Origin of the sequence: Thalassospira sp. SN3W, from assembly GCF_038070535.1 — a bacterium.
GTDB lineage: Bacteria > Pseudomonadota > Alphaproteobacteria > Rhodospirillales > Thalassospiraceae > Thalassospira > Thalassospira xiamenensis.
The window spans coordinates 944,109-965,231 of record NZ_CP121124.1 but is presented as its reverse complement, the minus strand read 5'-3'; the positions used below and the strand labels follow the sequence as shown (position 1 = coordinate 965,231).

19 protein-coding genes are annotated in these 21,123 nt (G+C 55.1%); 14 read left to right on the top strand and 5 right to left on the bottom strand.

From position 1 onward, the window contains the following. Positions 1-99 precede the first annotated feature (99 nt). The gene (locus P8T57_RS04270) at positions 100-465 is read right to left on the bottom strand and encodes a hypothetical protein (RefSeq protein WP_341364692.1); all 366 of its coding nucleotides are present in this window, start codon (positions 463-465) and stop codon (positions 100-102) included. An 809-nt stretch (positions 466-1,274) separates the two neighbouring features. On the opposite strand from P8T57_RS04270, the gene P8T57_RS04265 reads away from it, so the two are divergent. The 3 genes from P8T57_RS04265 (at position 1,275) to P8T57_RS04255 (ending at position 2,320) form a co-directional block, all read left to right on the top strand. After that, entirely contained in the window at positions 1,275-1,472 is a 198-nt protein-coding gene (locus P8T57_RS04265) for a hypothetical protein (RefSeq protein WP_007089689.1), read from the top strand. 117 nt (positions 1,473-1,589) lie between these two features. Next, entirely contained in the window at positions 1,590-1,970 is a 381-nt protein-coding gene (locus P8T57_RS04260) for a hypothetical protein (protein WP_341364691.1), read from the top strand. Positions 1,971-2,101: 131 nt separating this feature from the next. Next, entirely contained in the window at positions 2,102-2,320 is a 219-nt protein-coding gene (locus P8T57_RS04255; protein ID WP_063092590.1) for a hypothetical protein, read from the top strand. Positions 2,321-2,355: 35 nt separating this feature from the next. On the opposite strand, the gene P8T57_RS04250 is transcribed toward P8T57_RS04255, so the two are convergent. Next, positions 2,356-3,090, bottom strand: a complete 735-nt coding sequence (locus P8T57_RS04250; RefSeq protein WP_341364690.1) for a Crp/Fnr family transcriptional regulator — start codon at positions 3,088-3,090, stop codon at positions 2,356-2,358. Positions 3,091-3,249: 159 nt separating this feature from the next. On the opposite strand from P8T57_RS04250, the gene P8T57_RS04245 reads away from it, so the two are divergent. Next, complete coding sequence (locus P8T57_RS04245) at positions 3,250-3,489, top strand: hypothetical protein (protein WP_114095456.1); 240 nt, start codon at positions 3,250-3,252, stop codon at positions 3,487-3,489. A gap of 154 nt (positions 3,490-3,643) precedes the next feature. Here P8T57_RS04245 and P8T57_RS04240 read toward each other — a convergent pair whose 3' ends face one another. Next, positions 3,644-4,024: a hypothetical protein gene (locus tag P8T57_RS04240; RefSeq protein WP_063092593.1), complete on the bottom strand. Its 381-nt coding sequence runs from the start codon at positions 4,022-4,024 to the stop codon at positions 3,644-3,646. 180 nt (positions 4,025-4,204) lie between these two features. Then, positions 4,205-5,041, bottom strand: coding sequence for a DUF2189 domain-containing protein (locus P8T57_RS04235; RefSeq protein WP_007089683.1), 837 nt, complete (start codon positions 5,039-5,041; stop codon positions 4,205-4,207). Positions 5,042-5,443: 402 nt separating this feature from the next. On the opposite strand from P8T57_RS04235, the gene P8T57_RS04230 reads away from it, so the two are divergent. The 10 genes from P8T57_RS04230 to queG all read left to right on the top strand — a co-directional run bounded on the left by P8T57_RS04230 (position 5,444) and on the right by queG (position 20,287). Next, complete coding sequence (locus P8T57_RS04230) at positions 5,444-9,043, top strand: AsmA family protein (protein ID WP_341364689.1); 3,600 nt, start codon at positions 5,444-5,446, stop codon at positions 9,041-9,043. 170 nt (positions 9,044-9,213) lie between these two features. Continuing rightward, positions 9,214-10,743: an inorganic phosphate transporter gene (locus P8T57_RS04225; RefSeq protein ID WP_063092595.1), complete on the top strand. Its 1,530-nt coding sequence runs from the start codon at positions 9,214-9,216 to the stop codon at positions 10,741-10,743. 261 nt (positions 10,744-11,004) lie between these two features. Beyond that, positions 11,005-11,550 (top strand): queuosine precursor transporter, encoded by a 546-nt coding sequence (locus P8T57_RS04220; RefSeq protein ID WP_341364688.1) that lies wholly within the window; start codon positions 11,005-11,007, stop codon positions 11,548-11,550. Positions 11,551-11,653: 103 nt separating this feature from the next. Further along, a complete protein-coding gene (gene queA, locus P8T57_RS04215) occupies positions 11,654-12,703 on the top strand; it encodes a tRNA preQ1(34) S-adenosylmethionine ribosyltransferase-isomerase QueA (protein WP_341364687.1) in 1,050 nt (349 codons plus the stop codon). Next, complete coding sequence (gene tgt / locus P8T57_RS04210) at positions 12,703-13,845, top strand: tRNA guanosine(34) transglycosylase Tgt (protein WP_037992215.1); 1,143 nt, start codon at positions 12,703-12,705, stop codon at positions 13,843-13,845. Before queA ends, tgt begins: the two co-directional genes overlap by 1 nt. Positions 13,846-13,849: 4 nt before the next feature. After that, positions 13,850-14,317, top strand: a complete 468-nt coding sequence (gene queF / locus P8T57_RS04205) for a preQ(1) synthase (protein WP_341364686.1) — start codon at positions 13,850-13,852, stop codon at positions 14,315-14,317. A gap of 374 nt (positions 14,318-14,691) precedes the next feature. Next, positions 14,692-15,216, top strand: coding sequence for a sigma-70 family RNA polymerase sigma factor (locus P8T57_RS04200; RefSeq protein WP_341364685.1), 525 nt, complete (start codon positions 14,692-14,694; stop codon positions 15,214-15,216). Positions 15,217-15,313: 97 nt separating this feature from the next. Continuing rightward, positions 15,314-16,378, top strand: coding sequence for a FecR family protein (locus P8T57_RS04195; protein ID WP_341364684.1), 1,065 nt, complete (start codon positions 15,314-15,316; stop codon positions 16,376-16,378). 164 nt (positions 16,379-16,542) lie between these two features. Then, complete coding sequence (locus P8T57_RS04190; protein WP_051682416.1) at positions 16,543-19,020, top strand: TonB-dependent siderophore receptor; 2,478 nt, start codon at positions 16,543-16,545, stop codon at positions 19,018-19,020. Positions 19,021-19,132: 112 nt separating this feature from the next. Beyond that, entirely contained in the window at positions 19,133-20,287 is a 1,155-nt protein-coding gene (queG, locus tag P8T57_RS04185) for a tRNA epoxyqueuosine(34) reductase QueG (protein WP_341364683.1), read from the top strand. A gap of 2 nt (positions 20,288-20,289) precedes the next feature. Here the strand turns inward: queG and P8T57_RS04180 are convergent, their stop codons facing one another. Continuing rightward, positions 20,290-21,066, bottom strand: a complete 777-nt coding sequence (locus P8T57_RS04180) for a phosphodiesterase (RefSeq protein WP_341364682.1) — start codon at positions 21,064-21,066, stop codon at positions 20,290-20,292. Positions 21,067-21,123: the final 57 nt, after the last annotated feature.

Sequence of the window (21,123 nt, the reverse complement as noted above, 5' to 3'; positions counted from 1 at the left end):
GACTATGGCCTGCGCAAAGCAAAACACCGCCCGTATCACTGGGCGGTGTTTTGCCTTTTGGGCGTATTCAGAGGCGCGGCAGATGGTGCCTTTGGGCCCCTATTTACGGGACGTCATGCCTTCGTTTTCGCCTCTTTCGATTGCCAGTTTGTCGACGCGCGACATCATCGATGGCGCGTCTGACAATCCGGTTTCCTCGGCACATTGATGGCGATCACGAAGCACGGCAAGGTCGAAATCGCGCGGGTCGATATTGAATATTTTTGGTTCAATGATGGTGGTTGCCGTGCGGATCATATGCAGTGTGGTTCCGGTCCGCTTGTAGGAAACGAAAGACAGCCCTTCGAGCATTTCTTCTTCGGTTTCAACATTGTACGAGCCCGCCGGGAAGCTGTGATCGAAGCCTTTCAGGTGGAAAGGGTGGTGGAAGGCGTATGTTTTCTGGATTGTTCTGATGGTCGTCATGGCATGAGGCTCCATTTGCGGTGGCCCCGGCAATGACCCTGTCCGATGGTGCGCGGGACATTCGGCGGGGAGGGCAAAATCATTTTACGAGCGCAGCGGATATCCTTCGTCCGGTTCTTTTTTTGGCAAGGGAACCGGTGTGCTGAACGGACAGCCTTCAAGCGGAAATTCTGATTGTGCCGTGGATATGTGAAGTATCCTGTTCGAAGATGTTTTCATTTCATTTCACATGTTTCATTTTGTTTTGAATATTATTGTACGCTGATCCGATTATTTTATCGAATGTTCTATTTTTGTTTTTTAATGGATAAATAAACACAGATCAGTGCACGGGTTTCAAATTTGTATAATCATGAAAGAATGAATTTTTTCCGTTTGGATAGGTTCTTTATCTTGGCGGCCACTCGATTGAATGAGGGCATCATGTCGCTTACATTCCTGATACTGATGATTTTGGGATCGATATTTGTCGTGACCATGCCAATCTGGTCCTTTAGCCGCAGGTGGGGCTATTACCCATGTTCGATAATACTTGTGATGATTGTCGTTATTGCAGGCGTATCATTCACAAATGATGTGAAGCTGTTTTTCTAATGTAATGCCAAGATAAAAACTTTGCCGGATACAAACACAGGTTAGTTCTTTGACTTGGTAGTTCGGCTAAAAGTAATCATGAATACTGAATGTTCAGTTATTCAAACTCGGTTTTGTCAGGGCAATCCTTGTCGCCCATAATCGGACCCCCCCGATACCCCCGACAAGTCCCCCCTATGTTGACTTGACGAAACCAATACCTGAGGTCAATGGCTATGAAAGAACAACAGAGTTCAGGGCAGTCCGCTGCCGAGAAAATGAAGACTGTCAAGGCTGCCTGGGACAAGGCACCTTCCGGTCCGAAAAAAGAAGCGGCGTTGAAGCATTATCAGGCTGCCGAAACGGCCCAAAAGGCCAAAAACGATCCTGAATGTATCAAATCGCTCGACGCAGCGACCAAAGCTTTGAACTGAACTTTGATGTCCTACCCCTATTGACATCTTCCATCCCGGCGGTTTCGTCGGGGTGGTTTTTTTCAAACAGGCCATGACGCAACAGCAGGATTTCACCTGAGTACACAGGAGGCTTCCATGAGTGTCCGCACGATCAGCAATGTTTACCGTTTCAGGCATCCGTTCAATTTGACAGGCCGTACACGAAATCTGCCAGCCGGTACATATTGTGTGGAGACATACGAAGAGCTGGCGGAGGGCGATAGTTTCGTCACCTATCAGCCGGTCCTGTCGCTTTTGCATATCAATGGGACGCCGGCTTCTGATGCGGCGCGGCTTTCAATCCTGGTCAGTCTTGAAGAACTTGATCTTGCGTTGATGATGGACGAGATCGCGGAAGAAGAACTGGCCCTTCTTGATGCCGATATTTCCGAACAGGAATTGAATTTGCTGGGCGAAATACACCGTGCAAGCCGGGTTTCATCTGCCAGATCGCCTTTTGCGATGGTTGCTCGCTGACATCCCGATATCTGCGACCAAGGCATTTTGATCTGATCAACGGGCCGGGCGATGTCATCCGGTTTGCCCGGTTGATTTGGATTATCCATTTCATTTTGAAATTCAATAATATCACAAACAGGAGAGTGTAAATGTTTGGTTTCCAGGGTGACGAAACAGCCGAAGCTGTTGCCCGCAAAAAGGGTTACCTCAGGGATGCGCAGAAGCATTGGAAATTCCTGACGCATTATGATCTTTCGACGATCCGGACCAAGGGGCAGTTTTGCAATATGATCAAAGTCCGCGCCAGCCTGTCCGAAGAGCAGGCGACAAAGGATGTCGATGCGTGGATGGCAGGCAAGGTTTTTTGATCGTACAGGGGGGATCGATGCCCGGTATGGCCGGATCAATTCCGGATGATAGGCTCGTCCTGATCAAGGTAGCCGACCTGAAAATCAGCAAGGGCGATCAGCTTTTCAAGATTTTTGAAATGCACGATCCCCTTTTGGAAGGTCATCAGATCCTGTTCGCGCAATTGGCGCAGGACACGATTGATATGGATCGCACTTAGGCCCAAGGCATCGGCCAGAAGGTATTGTGACAGCGGACAGGGGTAGCTGTTTGGGGTGCCGACCCCGATCAGATTCAATCTGGTTCCCAGTTCCAGCAGGAAGTGGGCCGTGCGCACAATCGCGGACCGTCGGCCGATATTTACCAGATGTTCGACAACCATTGCCTCATCACGCGACGCCGCCCAGAGAATGGCACTTGCCAGACGGGGGGATTTCGCGAAGGTGGATATCATGTTCTGGGCTGATATTTCGGCGACTGTGATTTCGGTTATCGCTTCGAAGCTGTGATCCGAGGTGCGCAGCAACAGACTGCGCAGGCCGAGGAAGTCGCCAGGAATTTGAAAATCGATGATCTGGCGCGTGCCATCGGGCAGCAGTTTGTAAGACGCGACCCAGCCATCAAGCAGGATAAAGGCATTGTGTGCCCGCTGTCCTTCGTGAACAATTTCGCGCCCGGCGGAAAGTGTGATCAATCTGTGTGGTAGCGAAGAAAATGTAGAAATTTCATTATCGGTCAGATCGATGAAAGATTTCAGCTTTTTAACAACAAATTTTGTAGACGAAATCATGTGTTTTTCTTTCATGACAAAATAATAAAAATTATTATGCCAATATTTTCAAAATCCTGATCTGTGTTTACGCCAGTTGTGAAACATGATGATAAATCTTTTGGTCATATTTCGCAACATAGATGCGATAAATTCAAGATTATTTAAAGGATAAATAAAATGGATGATCAATACAGCGTTCAAGGTGCTGCTGCCCTTTCGATTTGTGAGTCCCTCTTGCTTTGTCTGGGAGATATGGGGCTGATGACGGACAAGGATGTTATCGGTATTCTTGAAGATGCCGCCAGCGCGCATGTCACCGGCGAACCCGGGGGGGGAGTGAACGATCATCATCAGGCCGTTCATGATCTGATCAAAGCAATCATCAAAGGTGGCAATTCGGTACGGCATCCCGCTTAGTCGGGCGTAACGGTTTTCGGCAAATGCTTTTCAGGCGGAATTATTCAATATCCCGACATGAAGGGGCGGAGATTCTGCATCGCGCAAAATCCCGCCCTTTTTCGTGATGTGTTTCGATGTCTGTGACATTGAAGGTCGTCAATGTTGTCAGATCTTATTTGTGCGCTTTATCGGAAGCTTTTGTTTCCGGGGTGCCTTTGGGGACCTCGATCTGGCCAAAAAGGGACTGGGTCATCGCGATGATGGTATTGGTCTGATCGGCGAATGCGGCATTGGTGTCTTTTAGCCAGGTTTGCTGCGCATCCATCAGGTCCGACCAATCCGTGCATTCCTGACACGTCTGGTAAAGCTGTACATTGGCCTTGATCCGGCCTGCGACAAATTCCCCAAGCTTTGCAGGAACGACCTGCATGCTATTGGCGATGGCTTCGGAATTGTTTTTAACCGTCGATGCAAGCGGTCCGTTAAAAACTTCGAGAAGGGGCGCGGGAATTGAGGTGGCCGTTTTGTCGGCTTCGACAGTTTTCTGTGTCATGCGCGTGTGCCTTAAACAAGGCTCGACGGAACTTCCGCCAAGCTATCGAAAGGTTTAGCACATGGGGCATCCGGGTCGGCTAACACGGGTTAGTTTTGCCGGGTTTCTTTTGGCAAAAACAAAGGCGCAAGGCTGGTTTCAGGCATCCTTGCGCCGATGTGAAATGCTATTTGGCGGGTGTTATGGTACCACACGCCGCAGGCGTCGGGCTTCGGCCTTTTCAGTGTCGATCAGGCCGCGATAGGCATGCCAGCTTGAATAGCCCAGAAGCGGCATCATGACCGCAAGACCCAGCAGGAAGACCACCATGCCACACGCCGCCATGACCGCAATCATGGCTGCCCACCCGGTTAGGACCCGCCAGTTTTTGCGAAACGCCGCAACACTTATGATCAGGGCGGTGATCACATCGATATCGCGATCCACCAGAAGCGGGATCGAGACAACGGTAATGGCAAACACCATCATCGCCAGCACACCGCCAAGGATGGTGCCGGTAATCAGGAAGGTGATGGCATCGCGCGAGAAGAAGGTTTCCCATACCAGCACATCAAGCGACGGGACCGAGCCATTGTAAAACAGCGCAAATAACAGCATGGCAATGCGCGTCCAGGCCAGAAAGAACAGCATCAGGACGACGCCAATCGCGCCAAGCTGACCCGGATTGCGACGGAAACCGTTCAGGCTATGCCACAGGGTGACATTTTCACCCATTTCAAGGCGGCGGCTGGTTTCATAAAGGCCAACGGCAATCACCGGTGCCAGAAGCATGAAACCGGCACCCAGCGGCAGGGTCAGATAGGGCTGACCCGATTGAAAGAGGCTGAGTAGAATAAGATAACCGGCAATGACGCAAAGCCCGCCATAGGCAAGACCGATGGCGGGGGTACGTTTGAAATCGCGCCAGCCTGCTTCAAGCCATTTGCCGGACTGGTCACTTGTGACATCGCGGATGGCAATGCCTTGCGGAAGCCCGCCGATGGAACCTGTTGGTTGTTCGATTGTGGTTTCGGACATCTGCATCCTCCCTGCACCCTGTTGATCAGAATTGATCAAGGTGGCTGATACACAGGCTCAACGCCCTGATGGTGTGTTCTTTTTTGTTTATAGTATCACTTCGCAAAACAATTGCCAGTATCGGCTGTGTTCAATAGCACAGGTTTTTCATATGAGGGTGCGGGGGCGGTTTTCCATAGGGGATGCTTGATTACCGCTGGTCTTGCGCACAAATTCATAGGTGAACCGGTAAAAGGGAAATGCGCGTACCGAAAACGTGCGGAAATGGTATCATCAACCAACTTATTGCCATTTTCTGTTGCGACGAGCGGTACGAGCCATATGCTACTGAGATAAATACAACATCGCGCCGCGCAAACATGTCTGTTTCAGCGGTGCCGAGCAAAAAGCGGAGCCGGACTGTTGAAAAAGATCCTTGCCGTGATTGGTGCCGTTCTGGTCGTGATCATCGCTGCCCTGTTGGTCATTCCTTCCCTGATTGACTGGAACGGTTACAAGCCACAGATCACCCAGGCAGTGCGTGAAGCAACCGGTCGCGATCTTGAAATTCGCGGCGATCTTTCGATGTCCGTTCTGCCGTTCCCGGCATTGTCGGTCGAGCAGGTGACGCTTGGCAACCTGCCCGGCGCGCAGGACCCCGACATGGTGTCGGTCGAGGAAGTCCGGGTTTCGGTCGCCCTGATGCCGCTTCTGACCGGCAATGTGCAGGTGACCGAGATCAGCCTGATTGATCCGGTGATTTCCATCGAGACATTTGAAGACGGCAGCAACAATCTGGTGTTTGATCCGGCACAGGCCGCGCCAAGCGGGCCGGATGCCGGCACGATTGCCACACCGCCATCCGCATCCCCGGCACCGAATGGTGAACAGGCGGCACCCGATGCACAATCGGGCGGAAGCGACGCCGGATCATCCGATTTTGCCAGCACGATCCAGATTGACCGTCTGGAAATCGAAAATGCGACAATCCTTTATCACACACCGGGCAGCACGGAGCGGATTGAGGGGCTGACCCTTGGCGTTTCGGCCGACAGCCTGAATGGTCCGGCAAAGGGCGAGGGATATGTTTTCTATCGCGGGATTCCGCTGACGTTTAATTTCAATGTCGGCGAAATCAGCCAGACCGGCCCGTTCCCGGTCGGCATGCAGATTGGCATCGACAAGGTCGATGGCGGTATCAATTTAAGCGGTCAGGTTGATCTTTCGGCGGAATATCCGGGCTTTAACGGCCAGATTGACGGCAAGTTTGATGATCTGCGCGAAGCGGCCCTTCGGATTGCAGGCGAAGGTGCCGATATTCCCGATATCGCCGCCAAGCCGTTCAATCTGGGCGGGCAGGTTGCCGCCAATGCCAAATCTGTCACGGTTAATGACCTGTCGATCCGGTTTGGTGAAACCCGTGGATCGGGGGCAATTGCGATTGATCAGGACCCGAAAATGCGGGCCGATGTGGCGCTGCGTTTCAATCAGCTTGATCTTGATTCAATCCTTGTGCTGACGCATATGGGCGATGGTGACGCCCCGGACACAGGCGCGGGCAGCACGGGCGACAGCGGCATGGCGACCCCGGAAAATGGATCGGCGGGCGATGCGGGTGGGCAATCCATCCCGTCGCAGGGCGACAAGACATCGGGTGCGGCCAATGGTCCGATGATCCCGGCTGATCTGACGGCATCGATTGATTTCGAAGTTGAAACCCTGATCTATAACCAGACGCCGGTGCATAATGCGCGGATCAATGCCGCGATTGCCAACAGCAAGATCACATTAAACGAAGTTTCCGCCGGTTTGCCGGGGGGGACGGATTTCTCGGTGTTTGGCAGCATTTCGGGCGAAGGTCCGAAGCCGAGTGCGGCCCTTTCCTATGAGGTGGCATCGGAAAACATTCGCGCGGTGGCGCGCTGGCTTGGGGTGGATGTTGATGGCATCCGGGCGGACCGGTTGCGTCGTTTCTCGTTGACCGGTGGGGTCAAAGGGACACCTGACAAGCTTGATATTTCCGATCTGGATATGCGGATTGATGATACGGCCATTCGCGGTGCGATTGTCGCCAATCTGAGCGGCGAGGGGCTTCCGGCACTTGGTATTGGTCTTAAGCTTGATCGTATCAATCTGGATCAGTATGTTTCGGCAGCACCAGCCGCCGGAAATGGCGATGCGGCAAGCCCAGCGGGCAACGATTCCGCAACAACGGATTCCGGCACGGCAGCCAACGGTTCGGATGAAGCCCCGTCGTCGGGCCCCGCGGCGGGCGGTGATGCCATGGTCAGGATGATCAAGGATGCGCTGGCGCCGCTTGATGGTGTCGCGGCCAATTATCGGCTGGCGGCTGATGAAATCACTTCATCGGGCGTGTCGATCAAGGGTATTTCGATTGATGGCAGCCTGAGCGGTTCGCAGATCACGCTGAACAATTTTGCGGTGGCCGATGCGGCCGGGCTTTCGGCCAGTGCCAGCGGTGTGTTCCGTGGCGATGTGGCTGTTCCGGCATTCGAGGGGATCAAGCTTAAAGTCACGGCCAAAACGCTGGCGCCGTTGGCGAAGCTGACGGGTATGACGCTTCCGGCACCGGCCAGCGAATATAAAAGCATTCAGGCCAATATCGGGCTGAATGGCCCGGTGACCGGCCCGAACCTTGATCTTGATGTATCCAACCCGTTGATGCAGGTGGCATTGAACGGGGTGCTGAGCGACCTGTTCGGGGCGACACCGGGCATCGATGGCAAACTTGCGATGCAGGCATCAAGCCTGAACCGTGTGTTGCCGTTGCTGGCACCGACCTATGAGCCATCGGGCAATCTGGGGCGTCTGGTTCTGGACAGTACGGTCAAGGGCAATGCCAAGAATATCGCGCTTGATATCGCGAAGTTCGGGATCGGTCCGTTTGAAACCAGGGGTGACGTTGATTTCGACGCCACCGGGGCGCAGCCGAAACTGGCCGTGGCCCTGTCGGGCGGGGTATTGAATGTTGATCCGTTCGTGCCCGCGGCAAAACGGGCCGGACTGATGCCCGAAGGCGGTAGCGGTGCGCGCCGGGCGGCTTTCAATATGCCGACCACGATGAAGGTTACGACTGTTGATGCCCGTGACGGCACGCCTTGGGATGATACGGTGATTGATGTGTCGGCCCTGCGGTCGATTGATGCGGATATCACGGTCGCACTTGATCAGCTTGATTTCGATACCTACAGCCTTGTGAAGCCGGATTTGAAGGCGACACTCGTGACCGGGCTTCTGACCATCGAGAAATTCACCGGCCTTCTGGGCGATGGTGATCTGTCGATTGATGGCACGTTTGATGCGCGCAATTCCGATACGCCGAAACTGGCGCTTAAAGGTAATCTTGACGGGGCGGATATCGAAAAGCTGACCCCGATCCGGGTTGCCAATGACACGGTGATCGGCGGGGCGGCGACGAAGTTTGATGTCACCGCATCGGGCAATACATCGCGCAAGCTGATCAGTGCGTTGAATGGTACGGCGAACCTTGTTCTGAATAATGTCCGGTTCAGCAATGCCGATAAACGGTCTGCTGATCCGAAGCTGAACATTCAGGCATTGTTGCAGCAGGGCCCGCAGGCGATGGTGGTTGAAGGGGTCGGTAACAACGATCTGGTTCAGACCCTTGAAGCCGACATTGCCATCACCAACGGGATTGCCAAAACCACCCGTGTCGAAGCGACATCGCGTGTGGGGACGGCGGATGCCGATGCGACCCTTGATCTGCCGAAATGGCAGATGGATACGCAGGCCGATTTCGATTTTTCCGAGAAAATCGAAGAATTGCCGCCATTTAGCGTTTACGCCAAGGGCAATATCAGCAACCCGGCGATTACCGGGCGTATGGACAAGGTCGCGATCAAGGTTCTGGATAATATCCTTGATAAGGCACTGGGCGGGAGTGGTTCATCCGATAACGGATCGGGAAGTTCGGGCAAGGACGCCGCCAAGGATGCGGCCAAGGATGTTCTGAAAGGGCTTCTGAACCAGTTCGGTCGATAACTTTTCACAACTGTTCCAAACGTAAAACGGCCCTGCAGTGCGGGGCCGTTTTGCTATTGGCGGGATGCGGTCGGGACATGGCTGTCATAAAAAGGCAAAAAAACCTTAACAAACCGGGTTTGCTTCGACATGATCCGCGCGTCGATTCCCTTTTTAAGTAACGGTTGATCATGGTCGCAAAGAAAACCGCTCTGGATAAGGATCTCAAATGGCAGCGCCGCATGGATGCGGGTGCCGGAGAGACTGCCTCCCTGAGTGCGAAGCTCGGACTTGCGCTTGTCTTTCTTTTGGCGTGCAGCGCCTTTGTCGCCTTTCACATGGGCGGCCTGCCGCAAAGCGGATTTCTGATCGCCGCTGCGGTGATCGGCGGTTACATGGCACTGAATATCGGTGCAAATGATGTGGCCAACAATGTTGGTCCGGCGGTTGGTTCAAAGGCGCTGACCATGGTTGGCGCCCTTTTGATTGCAGCCGTGTTTGAAGCAGCCGGGGCGATTATCGCCGGTGGCGATGTTGTTGGCACGATCAAGAACGGCATTATCGACCCGACCCAGATGCCCGATGCACAGACCTTTGTCTGGGCGATGATGGCGGCCCTTCTGGCAGCCGCCCTTTGGCTTAACCTTGCTACATGGCTGGGCGCGCCGGTATCGACCACCCATTCCATCGTTGGCGGTGTGATGGGGGCGGGGATGGCAGCCGTCGGCATTGGCGCGGTCAATTGGCCGACCATGGGCACGATTGCCGCAAGTTGGGTGATTTCACCGGTTCTGGGTGGCGTGATCGCAGCCGCGTTCCTTGCCTTTATCAAGTTCAAGATTCTGTATACCGAAAATTGCGTCGAAGCGGCCCGCAAATGGGTGCCGATTTTGGTCGGTGTGATGGTATCGGCCTTCACCATGTATCTGATGATGAAGGGGATCAAAAAGATCTGGGCTGCTGATACGTGGCAGGTCATTGTTATCGGTATCGCAGCCTTTTTCGTCACCCTGTTGCCGACCCGCAAGGCCGTGCTGCATGCGTCGCGTAACATGATCGGACGACGCAAGGAAATCGCATCGCTGTTTCGCATTCCGCTGGTCGTGTCCGCAGCCCTTCTGTCATTCGCGCATGGATCAAACGATGTGGCGAATGCCATTGGACCGTTGGCCGCCATCGTTTCGGGTGTTGATAGCGGCGAGATCGTGACATCGGCCCCGATCCCGATCTGGGTGATGGTGATTGGCGCGATTGGTATTTCTGCAGGTCTGATCCTGTTCGGGCCGAAACTGATCAAGACGGTCGGATCGAAAATCACCAAGCTTGATCCGATCCGGGCCTATACCGTGGCGCTGTCGGCGGCTTTGACGGTGATTGTGGCATCCGCGCTGGGTCTTCCGGTCAGTTCGACCCATATTGCGGTTGGTGCGGTGTTTGGGGTCGGGTTCCTGCGTGAAACGCTAAGCCATCGTCGCCGGATGGATAGTGCGCCGATGCTGGTCGGTGCGGAACAGGAAAGTGACGAACAGAAACAGCATATCGAAGCCCTGCGCCAGCTTGACCCGGCACAGGCCGAAAAGGCCGAGAAGAAACTGCGCAAGCGGTTGCTGGTGCGGCGTCGGTATGCGGTGACGATTGCGACCGCGTGGGTGATCACGGTTCCGGCCGGGGCGTTCCTTGGCGCTTTGCTGTTTTTCACCATTCGCGGGATCATGCTTTAATTCCGTCGGAATTAGGCGCAGAATTGACGTTTCGCGGCACGATGCTCCTCCTTTTCCCCGGAGCAGCTTGTGGCGATCTGCAGCGGCGGTCAGGCTTTGTCTGACCGCCGTTTTTCCTTGACGCCTGGGGCCTCCAAGCGTAATTACCCCAACCATAATTTGGATAAAACCCGTGCCGAATCGTCGCCCAATCAAAGTGGGCCGCGAGATTTCCTATGCGTGCGTTCTGCTTTTGCTCAGGATTTTGGTTAAGGAAAAACGATGAAAGCCACCATTATTGGCGTTCTGGCAATGGCCGTGACGGTTGTTGCATCGAACATTCTGGTTGAATATCCGCTGCCGGGCGTTTTGGCCGACTGGTTGACTTATGGGGCGTTTACCTATCCGGTGGCGTTTCTGGTGACTGACCTGACCAACCGCGCACGCGGGGCAGCGGCAGCACGCCTTGTCGTTCTGGCCGGGTTTGCGATTGCGGTTGTTCTGTCGTTGATCGTTGCCGATACGCGTATTGCGATTGCATCGGGCACGGCGTTTCTGATTGCGCAGATGCTTGACGTGACGGTGTTTGACAGGCTGCGCCGGGCGGTCTGGTGGAAAGCCCCGCTGATTTCATCGGGGATCGGGTCGGCAGTGGATACGGCCTTGTTCTTTTCCATCGCTTTTGTCGGTACCGGGCTTCCGTGGCATACATGGGCGATGGGCGATTTCAGCGCCAAGATCATCATGGCGCTGACCTGTCTGGCACCGTTCCGTTTGCTGATGGCAATCATTACCCCGCGCCTGAATATCGAACCGGCAAAAGGGTGATGCAGGGCTGATATTCCGACGCGATGCCTTGAGGTTTTGCAAAGGGGGGCGGTATAAAGCGCCCCTCTGATTTTTTCTGATAATTGCAGGTTTTGTTTTTCTGATGAAAGTCGATCTGTTCGATTTCGATCTGCCGCGTGAGTGTATTGCCGAACATCCGGCCAACCCGCGTGACAGTGCCCGCATGCTTGATCTGACGGGCGGGCAGACGCATGACCGCATCGTTCGTGAATTGCCCGAAATCCTGCGGCCCGGTGATCTTCTGATTTCCAATGATACCCGCGTGATCCCGGCGCGCCTGTTTGGCAAGCGCGGGGAGGCGGGCATTGAAGTGACCCTGCACAAGCAGGAAGGTCTTGCACAATGGCGCGCCTTTGCCAAACCGGCCAAGAAGCTGCGCGTTGGCGAGACGTTCAAGGTCGCCGATGATTTCGAAGCCGAGGTCATGGAAAAGAAAGACGGCGGCGAGGTGTTGCTGCGCTTTAATGTTGCCGGGGCTGATCTGATTGCCGCCCTTGAAAAATATGGCGTGATGCCGTTGCCGCCCTATATCCGGCGCGACAAGGGCGGGGATGATCAGGACAGATCGGATTATCAGACGATTTTCGCCCAGCATGACGGCGCGGTGGCTGCCCCGACGGCAGGTTTGCATTTTACCCCGGAATTGCTGGCAGCGATTGATGCGCGCGGCATTGCGCGGCGCACGATCACGCTGCATGTCGGGGCGGGCACGTTTTTGCCGGTCAAGGTGGATGATACCGAAGACCACAAAATGCACGCCGAATGGGGCAGCATATCGCCCGAAATCGCCAGCCTGATCAATGAAACGCGCGCCAAGGGCGGGCGGGTTGTTGCGGTGGGGACGACGTCGCTTCGGTTGCTTGAAAGTGCAGCGCGCGAGGACGGGGTGGTTGAACCGTTCGAGAACGAGACCGACATCTTTATCACGCCGGGATACAGGTTCCGGGCGGTGGATATGCTGCTGACCAATTTCCATCTGCCACGGTCAACGCTTTTCATGCTGGTATCGGCCTTTGCCGGGTTTGAGCGCATGAAGGCGGCCTATGGCCACGCGATTGAAAACAGATACCGTTTCTATTCCTATGGCGATTGCAGCCTGCTTGAATGCGCCAGCAAGATTGAAAAAAGCTGATGACTGAATTCCGTTATGAACTTCTGGCGACCGATGGCAAGGCCCGTCTGGGCCGCATTCATACCGCCCACGGCGTGATCGATACCCCGGCCTTCATGCCGGTTGGCACGGCTGCCACGGTCAAGGGCATGTTGCCGGAAAATGTCGCCGATACGGGTGCGCAAATCCTTTTGGGCAATACATACCACCTGATGCTGCGCCCCGGTGCGGAACGCATTGCACGCCTTGGCGGTTTGCACAAATTCATGAATTGGGACAAGCCGATCCTGACCGATAGCGGCGGCTATCAGGTGATGTCGCTGTCCAAGCTGCGCAAGATTACCGAAGACGGTGTTACGTTCAAAAGCCATATCGACGGGCGCAAATTTGCCCTGTCGCCGGAACGTTCGATGGAAATCCAGCATCTGCTGGGATCGACGATTACCATGGCGTTTGACGAATGCACCCCGTTCCCGGCGACCGAACAGCAGGCCGCAGATTCCATGCGCATGTCGATGCGCTGGGCCAAGCGGTCCAAGGATGCGTTTGTCGAGCGCGAAGGCTATGCGCTTTATGGCATTCAGCAGGGCAGCGTTTTTGAAAATCTGCGGCGCGAAAGTTCCGAAAAGCTGGCCGAGCTTGATTTGCCGGGCCATTCGGTCGGCGGTCTTGCAGTTGGCGAGGGCCAGCAGATCATGTTTGATACGCTTGATTTCTGTGTCGATATGCTGCCCGCCAACAAGCCGCGTTACCTTATGGGGGTTGGCAAGCCATCGGACCTTGTGGGCGCGGTGATGCGCGGGATTGACCAGTTTGATTGCGTTTTGCCGACCCGGTCGGGCCGCAATGCGCAGGCCTTTACCCATCGCGGCACGCTGAACCTTAAAAACGGGCGTCATCGCGATGATGACCGTCCGCTGGATGATCAGTGCAATTGTCCGGCCTGCACGAAATATTCGCGTGCCTATCTGCATCACCTGATCAAGGCGGGCGAGATTTTGGGGGCGGTTCTGCTGACCTGGCATAACCTTGCCTATTATCAGGATCTGATGCGTGGCATGCGCGAGGCCATTGCCGCGGGCCGCATGGAACAGTTCGCCCGTGATTTTTATGCAGGCCAAGAAGGCGGGGATATTGATCCCGTGCCGATCATCGAGGATTAATCAAATGGCTGATCAAACCATTTACGACAACCTGACCATGCTGGGCGGCACCACCGAACAGCCCGCCAGCCCGGATGAAGCGGTTCTTGAACGGGTACAGAACCCGCAGGCCGGAACCGATTATTGCGTGCGGTTTGTCGCACCGGAATTCACATCGCTTTGCCCGATCACCGGTCAGCCGGATTTTGCCCATCTGGTGATTGACTATGTGCCGGGGGATTGGCTGGTGGAAAGCAAGTCGCTGAAGCTGTTTCTGACGTCGTTTCGCAATCATGGTTCCTTCCACGAGGATTGCACGGTCAAGGTCGGTAAACGCATCGTCGAGACGCTTGATCCGAAATGGCTGCGCATTGGCGGATACTGGTATCCGCGCGGCGGCATTCCGATTGACGTGTTTTATCAGACCGGCCCGGCCCCCGAAGGGGTCTGGATCCCCGATCAGGGCGTTGCCCCCTATCGCGGGCGTGGCTGACGTCCCCAAAAGATAACGAAATTCAAAAGTCGTCGCAGGGTAAAATTGCGGCGACTTTTTTTTGCGCTTGCCACTAATAAAATCAGTGTTACACGGGAATCAAGGCAACAGGAAAGCCATGCTGCGCTTCGCCGAACCGAGGTCGGTGTTTAATTATTTGGAGAAATCAAATGAGAAAAATACTTACCGAAAAGGTTGTAATACAGATACTTAAGCTTCTTCAGATAATTGCGGCAGGAGCTCTTAGGTAAAAAGAAGCCGAGGTCAACATAACAATGAGAATAATTCTCATTGTTATGTGTTCTGCTTCTTGCTAATACACGGGCGGGCAGGGGAACCTGCATCATTTGGCAACGGTGTGTTTGAGCAAGGCCATGGCGCGCAACAGCGCATCGGTTCTGATCGCAAGCTTTCAGGAAAATTACGAACAGCTTTTCCGGTTTCTGACCCGAAAGCTGGGCGGGGACCATGAACGCGCAGCCGATGTGGTGCAGGATACCTATGTGCGGCTTGCCGATGCCCCCGATCAGGGCGACGTGATCGACAACCCGCGTGCCTATATCTATCGGGTGGCCGGGAACCTTGCGATTGACGGGATCAGGCGTGACAAACGCATCACCGCCCATCACGATATGGACGAGGATACCGACGCGATCCACGATCCCAAACCCGGCCCGGAAAACATCGTGCTCGATCGCGAACAGATTTTACTGCTTGATAAGGCGCTGGAAAAGCTGCCAGAAAAGCCACGTATGGCGTTGCTGATGTTTCGGGTTGATGGGTTGTCGCACACGGAAATTGCCGCGCGGCTTGGCGTATCGAACAGCATGGTGGCGAAATATATCGTGCGCGCCCTGCAACATTGCCGGGACGAGCTTTTGCGCGAGGGCGAAAAATAATGGCAAAAATCATTGTAGATTTGCCTATGCCCAAACGTCTTAACAATATGGGCCATGCATTGGTGGCCGTGCGGGACCATTTTCGGGGTATCGGGTTTTGAAGACCGGGTTATCGGATCAGCAACCAGCCAGCAGGCCATTGACCGCCGATCTTGGCGATCAGGCGATTGAATGGCTGGTGATGCTGCAATCAGGCGATGCCACGTCGCGCGATCATGCGGCCTTTGCCGACTGGTGCGCGCAAAGCCCCGATCACGCCCGTGCCGCGGCCGAGGCCCAAAGCCTTTTTGCCGCCATCGGTCAAACCAAATCAGCGCAGCAATGGCAGGAAAATCCCGACATTCAGAACGAGATCGGCAGTTTCCGATCCCCCGCGCCGGGGGCCGCAGCGCCCCGCAGACAACCTAGGCTGCAACCGGCACGAAGCCGGGCAGTTTGGCTCCGGCCCGGACGCCTTGCCATTGCGGGGGCGATGATTTGCGCTTTGATGCTGGCGATCTTTGGCGGGTTGGAAGCAACCGGGCCGATTGCGCGCTGGACATCGGATTACAGTACGGCCATCGGACAGCAGCGGGCGGTGACGCTGCCCGATGGATCGGTTGCGCATATGAATACCGCATCGGCCTTTTCCGTTGATTTTTCCGGTCCACGCCGCGAAATCCGCCTTCAAGCGGGCGAAGTGATTTTTGACGTGGCGAAGGATGCCGATCATCCGTTTATTGTTTCCGCCAATGGCGGGGCGGCGCGCGCGGTTGGTACGGTTTACGGGGTGCGGCTTGAGGACGGTGGGGCGAATGTCACCGTGCGTGAAGGCATTGTCGAAGTTTCCAGTGGTGATCGTGACCCGGTGCGGATCACGGTCGGGCAGCAGGTGCGTTATGACACCGATGATGGGCTGAAAAAGATCACGGATGCCGATCTTGCCGCCTATGGCAGCTGGCAGCGCGGCAAGCTGATTTTCAATCAGCGGACGCTTTCGGATGTGATGGCGGAACTGCAACGTTATCAGCCGGGCAGGATCGTTGTGGCGCGGGATGCGTTGCGCGACCTTAAGGTTACGGGTGTGTTCGAAACGACTGACCTTGATGCGGTTTTTGCCTCTATCGCGCAAACGACATCCGCACGCGTTACCCGGTTGCCGTTGCTCACGATCATCTATTGATCCTTCTGGCGAAGGCCACGGGTTCCGGGCTTTTTCCCGATCTGAAAATTTTTTGAATTTTTTACTGCAAATCACGTTAGCCGGTTTCGTCTCAGAAATAACAGCGAATGATTTCGGTTCTTAATTTCATTCGCATTGGGGTTTCTGACGAAAAGGCTTATGGAATGAATACAAACGTTTGTGTGGCCCGGCGGATGATGCTGATGGGCTGGAAACGCCGTCTTGCGGTAACCACGGTGATTTCCGGCGTTGTTGCTATTGCACCGTTTTGTGCGACGGCGGCCGATATTGCCGCGTCGCGCGACAATGCCGAAATCGCACAGGCGAGCGTGATTGATTTCAACATCCCGGCACAGGACCTTGATCGGGCTCTGACCAGCCTTGCCGATCAGGCAGGCGTGCGTCTGTTCTTTCCGTCCGGCGGAATTTCCGGTGTTCAGGCATCCGCCCTTCAGGGGGAAATGACGGTTGATCAGGCGCTGGGCCAGCTTCTGAGCGGGACGGGTTATACGTGGCGCTTTACCGAGGATAACACGGTCACGATTGAACAGATCGCCGCCAGTGGTGAAACGGTGCTTGATCCGGTGCGGGTCGAAGCCAATGCGGTCACCGAAACCGCAGATGGCCCGGTGGACGGCTATGTCGCGACCCGGTCGCGTGCGGCGACCAAAACCGGCACACCGATCCTTGAAACAGCGCAAAGCATTAGCGTGGTGACCAAGGAGCAGATGGAAGATCAGGGATCGCAGACGGTGATGCAGGCGATGCGCTATACCCCAGGTGCCTTCACCGGCCAGGTCGGTGCGTCAAACCGGTACGATTACATTATCCTGCGCGGCCTGGTGGATCGCAGCATCGATAATATCTATCTCGATGGCCTGAAAACCATGAGCGATGATTCGACCTATAGCTCGATGCAGATCGATCCCTATTTCGTCGAACGTGCCGATGTGGTCAAAGGACCGGCATCGGTGCTTTATGGTCGCAGTTCGCCCGGTGGTCTTGTGGCACTATCAAGCAAGAAACCGCAATTCGAACAGCAGGGCGAGGTCGAGCTTTCCTATGGCAATCGCAATCAGCGCGGGGTCGGTTTTGATTTCACCGGTCCGCTGGACGAGGCAGGCAAGCTTGCCTATCGCGTTGTTGGCAAGGCGGACGCCTCCGACACCCAGTTCGAAGGTACTGAAGAAGAACGTTATGCCATTGCCCCGTCGCTGACCGCCAATATCAGCGATGATACGCGCCTGACCCTGTCGGGTTATTTCCAGAAAGACCCGGAAGGCGGCACCCATAATGGCCTGCCGTCCGAAGGCACGCTTTTCCCGCGTAACGGCCAGTATATCTCGAACACTTTCTTTGACGGTGATCCGGCATTGGAAAGTTATGAGCGTACCCAGAACATGGTTGGTTACGAGTTTGAACATGATTTCGACGATACCTGGACGGTGCGCCAGAACTTCCGCTTCCTTGATGCCGATGTGCATCTTGACCAGATTTACCAGACGGGCTGGAGCGGTACCTCGAACGAGTTGACGCGAACCTATGGTGGCGGGGATGAAAGCCTTCGCGCCTTTACGGTGGATAACCAGGCCGAAGCCAATTTTGCCACCGGTGGCGTTGATCATAAGGTTGTGATGGGTTTTGATTATCAGGACCGCAAAAGCGAAAACAAATGGCTGTTTACCGGGGCATCGAACATTGATGCCTTCAATCCGGTCTATGGCAGCCCCGGGGTTGCTTTGGGAACAATCACCAACAGCAACAGCCGGTCCCTTGAACAGGCCGGGCTTTATGCCGAAGATCAACTGGCATATGAAAACTGGCGTTTCTCGCTGGGGCTTCGGCAGGATTGGCTGGAAACCAGCAACCTGAACCGTTTGACCAATGTTGAACAGGGTGAAGACCGCAGCAAGCTGACCAAACGTGCCGGGGTTCTTTATCTGTTTGATAACGGCATCGCGCCCTATTTCAATTATTCGGAATCCTTCAATCCCAGCCTGTCGAGTGACGCATCGGGCAAGCCGCTGGAACCGACCGAAGGTACGCAATATGAAGTCGGCGTAAAATTCCAGCCTGAAGGCAGCAAAACGATGCTGAGTGCGGCGGCATTCCATATCGAACAGGAAAACGTTGCGGTTTATAACAACCTGACAACGGCATGGGAGCCGGTTGGAACGATTGAGTCCCAAGGTATTGAGCTTGAGGCACGCACCGAACTGACCGATAATCTTAGCGTGCTGGCCGGTTACACTTATACCGATGCGTCCTTTGATGCGCCGGGGTCAGTCAAGGATGGCAATCGCCCGCAGCAGGTGCCCGAACATATGGTGTCGCTTTGGGGGCATTACCGCTTTGATCAGGGGGCGCTTGACGGGCTCGGCATCGGGGCGGGTATCCGCTATGTCGGTGAAACGGCTGCGAATGAGGCCAACACCCTTATGGTTCCGGACTACACGCTGGTTGATGTCGTGCTGAACTATGATCTGGCGCAGGTTGGCATGAACAATGCCGATTTCCGGCTGAATGTGAATAACCTGATGGACGAGGAATATGTCGCGTCCTGTCTGATTACGCAGTGGTCGGATAACTGCTATTATGGCGAGGAACGCACAATTCTGGCGACGCTGCGATATCGCTTCTGATTTCGCCCGGTGTCGACTTAAAGGCCGCAGCCATGTGCTGCGGTCTTTTGCGTTTCGGCGACAAACCTATATAAGGCAGCACAGAGAGAGAAAACGACCCAGATGTTTTGCCATGACGGTTGCTGCTGCCATCACCCTTGAAAGCCTTCAGGCCAAAGCCCGTGAAATCGGCTTTGATGTCTGTGGCGTGGCGCGCCCGCAGATTGACGAACGCAATCAGGCGCGGCTCGATGAATTTGTCGCCGCTGCCGAATATGGCACCATGGACTGGATGAATGACCCGGAACGGCTGCCGCGCCGTCGCGATCCGAAAATGCTGTGGCCGGATGTCAAATCCGTCATTGTTCTGGGTTCCAACTATGGCCCTGCGGAAAATCCGCTAACCCTTCTGGATCATCCCGACCGGGCGATGATTTCGGTCTATGCCAGAAACCGCGACTATCACGATCTGATCAAGAAACGCCTCAAACAGCTTGCGCGCTGGATGATGGAACAGGCGCAGAAAGCGGGTGCTGATGGCGAACAGGTCAAGGTGTTTGTCGATACCGCTCCGGTGCTGGAAAAGCCGTTGGGGCAGGCCGCCGGGATTGGTTGGCAGGGGAAGCATACCAATCTTGTGTCGCGCGACTATGGTAGCTGGCTGTTTCTGGGCGAGGTTTTCACGACGCTTGAATTTGATCTGGCGGAGCCGGAAATCGATCATTGCGGGTCGTGCGCCAAATGCCTTTCGGCCTGTCCGACCGATGCGTTTCCGGGCCCCTACAAGCTTGATGCGCGCAAATGCATTTCGTATCTGACGATAGAACATGACGGCTTGATCCCGCCCCAGTTTCGACGCGCCATGGGCAACCGGATTTATGGCTGTGACGATTGTCTGGCGGTATGCCCGTGGAACAAGTTTGCCAGCCGGACACAGGAAATGGCCTTTATCCCGCGCGCCGAACTGACCGCGCCAAGGCTTGCCGATTTCCTTGATCTGGATGACGAGACATTCCGCAATTTCTTTACCGGATCGCCGATCAAGCGGATCGGGCGGGCGAAGTTTTTGCGCAATGTCCTGACGGCGGTGGGCAATAGCGGGGCGGTCAATCTTGTGCCGCGTGTCGAGAGCCTTTTGACCGACGAAAGCCCGCTTGTGCGCGGATCGGCGGTCTGGGCGCTGTCGCAATTGATGGATGGCAAGGCGTTTGACGCCCTGCGATCCCGTCATGAACGCATGGAAAGCGATCCGGTGGTGCTGGCGGAATGGGCGCGCCCCGCGCCGTGATCCTAGTCGAACGGCACTGTTTCATAATGATAGCGCACATTGCCCGACGGATCGGCAAGCACGATGCCAAACATTGGTTTTAACGGCGCGCGTTCAACCAGTTCTTCTTCCTTTTCATGGCGCATGTCGAGAGGCTCGCCCTTCTGGCTGCTGCCGCCGACATTGAACGGAATACCCTGCCAGATGCCGTTGCCTGGACGGTGCAGGTGGCCAAGGAAGATATGCCTGATCTGCGGATTTTTCTTGATGATGGCGGCCAGTTCGGCGTCTGCATCCATCCGGATCGAGTCAAGAAACGGCAGGCCCATATCAAGCGGCGGGTGATGCATGAACAGGAAGGTCGGCAGGTTTTGGTGCTCTGCCAGTTCGTGTTTCAGCCAGTCAAGCCGGGCGTCGCACAATGTGCCGTGATGGGCATCGGGGACGATGGTATCAAGCATCACAAAGCGGATGCCGCCGATTGTCTGACCATGATTGATAAAGCCGTTTTCATCGCGCGGCGTATCGGGAAAGGCGGCGAGCATCGGTTCGCGGATATCGTGATTGCCCGGGATCATGATAAACGGCATGGCAAGGGTCGCGAACAGTTCGACCGCGTGGTCATATTGTTCCGGGCGGCCATGATGGGTGATGTCGCCGGTAATCACGCAGATCACGGCATCAGCATGATATTCGTTGATCTCGGCAATGACGGCACGCAGCGTATCACCCGCATGTGGTGGGCGCGAAAGGTCATCACGGGCCAGCAGATGCGTGTCGGAAAGATGTATGAATTTCATAGGGATGCCTTATCATGATCGGGTGACGCCACCGGCATGATGATCGAGTTGCCGAGG

What these genes read in the sequence shown, in the direction of transcription:
- P8T57_RS04270 (WP_341364692.1), bottom strand. Translation starts at nt 465, where the DNA reads ATGACGACCATCAGAACAATCCAGAAAACATACGCCTTCCACCACCCT.
- P8T57_RS04265 (WP_007089689.1), top strand. Translation starts at nt 1,275, where the DNA reads ATGAAAGAACAACAGAGTTCAGGGCAGTCCGCTGCCGAGAAAATGAAG.
- P8T57_RS04260 (WP_341364691.1), top strand. Translation starts at nt 1,590, where the DNA reads ATGAGTGTCCGCACGATCAGCAATGTTTACCGTTTCAGGCATCCGTTC.
- P8T57_RS04255 (WP_063092590.1), top strand. Translation starts at nt 2,102, where the DNA reads ATGTTTGGTTTCCAGGGTGACGAAACAGCCGAAGCTGTTGCCCGCAAA.
- P8T57_RS04250 (WP_341364690.1), bottom strand. Translation starts at nt 3,090, where the DNA reads ATGATTTCGTCTACAAAATTTGTTGTTAAAAAGCTGAAATCTTTCATC.
- P8T57_RS04245 (WP_114095456.1), top strand. Translation starts at nt 3,250, where the DNA reads ATGGATGATCAATACAGCGTTCAAGGTGCTGCTGCCCTTTCGATTTGT.
- P8T57_RS04240 (WP_063092593.1), bottom strand. Translation starts at nt 4,024, where the DNA reads ATGACACAGAAAACTGTCGAAGCCGACAAAACGGCCACCTCAATTCCC.
- P8T57_RS04235 (WP_007089683.1), bottom strand. Translation starts at nt 5,041, where the DNA reads ATGTCCGAAACCACAATCGAACAACCAACAGGTTCCATCGGCGGGCTT.
- P8T57_RS04225 (WP_063092595.1), top strand. Translation starts at nt 9,214, where the DNA reads ATGGTCGCAAAGAAAACCGCTCTGGATAAGGATCTCAAATGGCAGCGC.
- P8T57_RS04220 (WP_341364688.1), top strand. Translation starts at nt 11,005, where the DNA reads ATGAAAGCCACCATTATTGGCGTTCTGGCAATGGCCGTGACGGTTGTT.
- queA (WP_341364687.1), top strand. Translation starts at nt 11,654, where the DNA reads ATGAAAGTCGATCTGTTCGATTTCGATCTGCCGCGTGAGTGTATTGCC.
- tgt (WP_037992215.1), top strand. Translation starts at nt 12,703, where the DNA reads ATGACTGAATTCCGTTATGAACTTCTGGCGACCGATGGCAAGGCCCGT.
- queF (WP_341364686.1), top strand. Translation starts at nt 13,850, where the DNA reads ATGGCTGATCAAACCATTTACGACAACCTGACCATGCTGGGCGGCACC.
- P8T57_RS04200 (WP_341364685.1), top strand. Translation starts at nt 14,692, where the DNA reads ATGGCGCGCAACAGCGCATCGGTTCTGATCGCAAGCTTTCAGGAAAAT.
- P8T57_RS04190 (WP_051682416.1), top strand. Translation starts at nt 16,543, where the DNA reads ATGAATACAAACGTTTGTGTGGCCCGGCGGATGATGCTGATGGGCTGG.
- queG (WP_341364683.1), top strand. Translation starts at nt 19,133, where the DNA reads ATGACGGTTGCTGCTGCCATCACCCTTGAAAGCCTTCAGGCCAAAGCC.
- P8T57_RS04180 (WP_341364682.1), bottom strand. Translation starts at nt 21,066, where the DNA reads ATGAAATTCATACATCTTTCCGACACGCATCTGCTGGCCCGTGATGAC.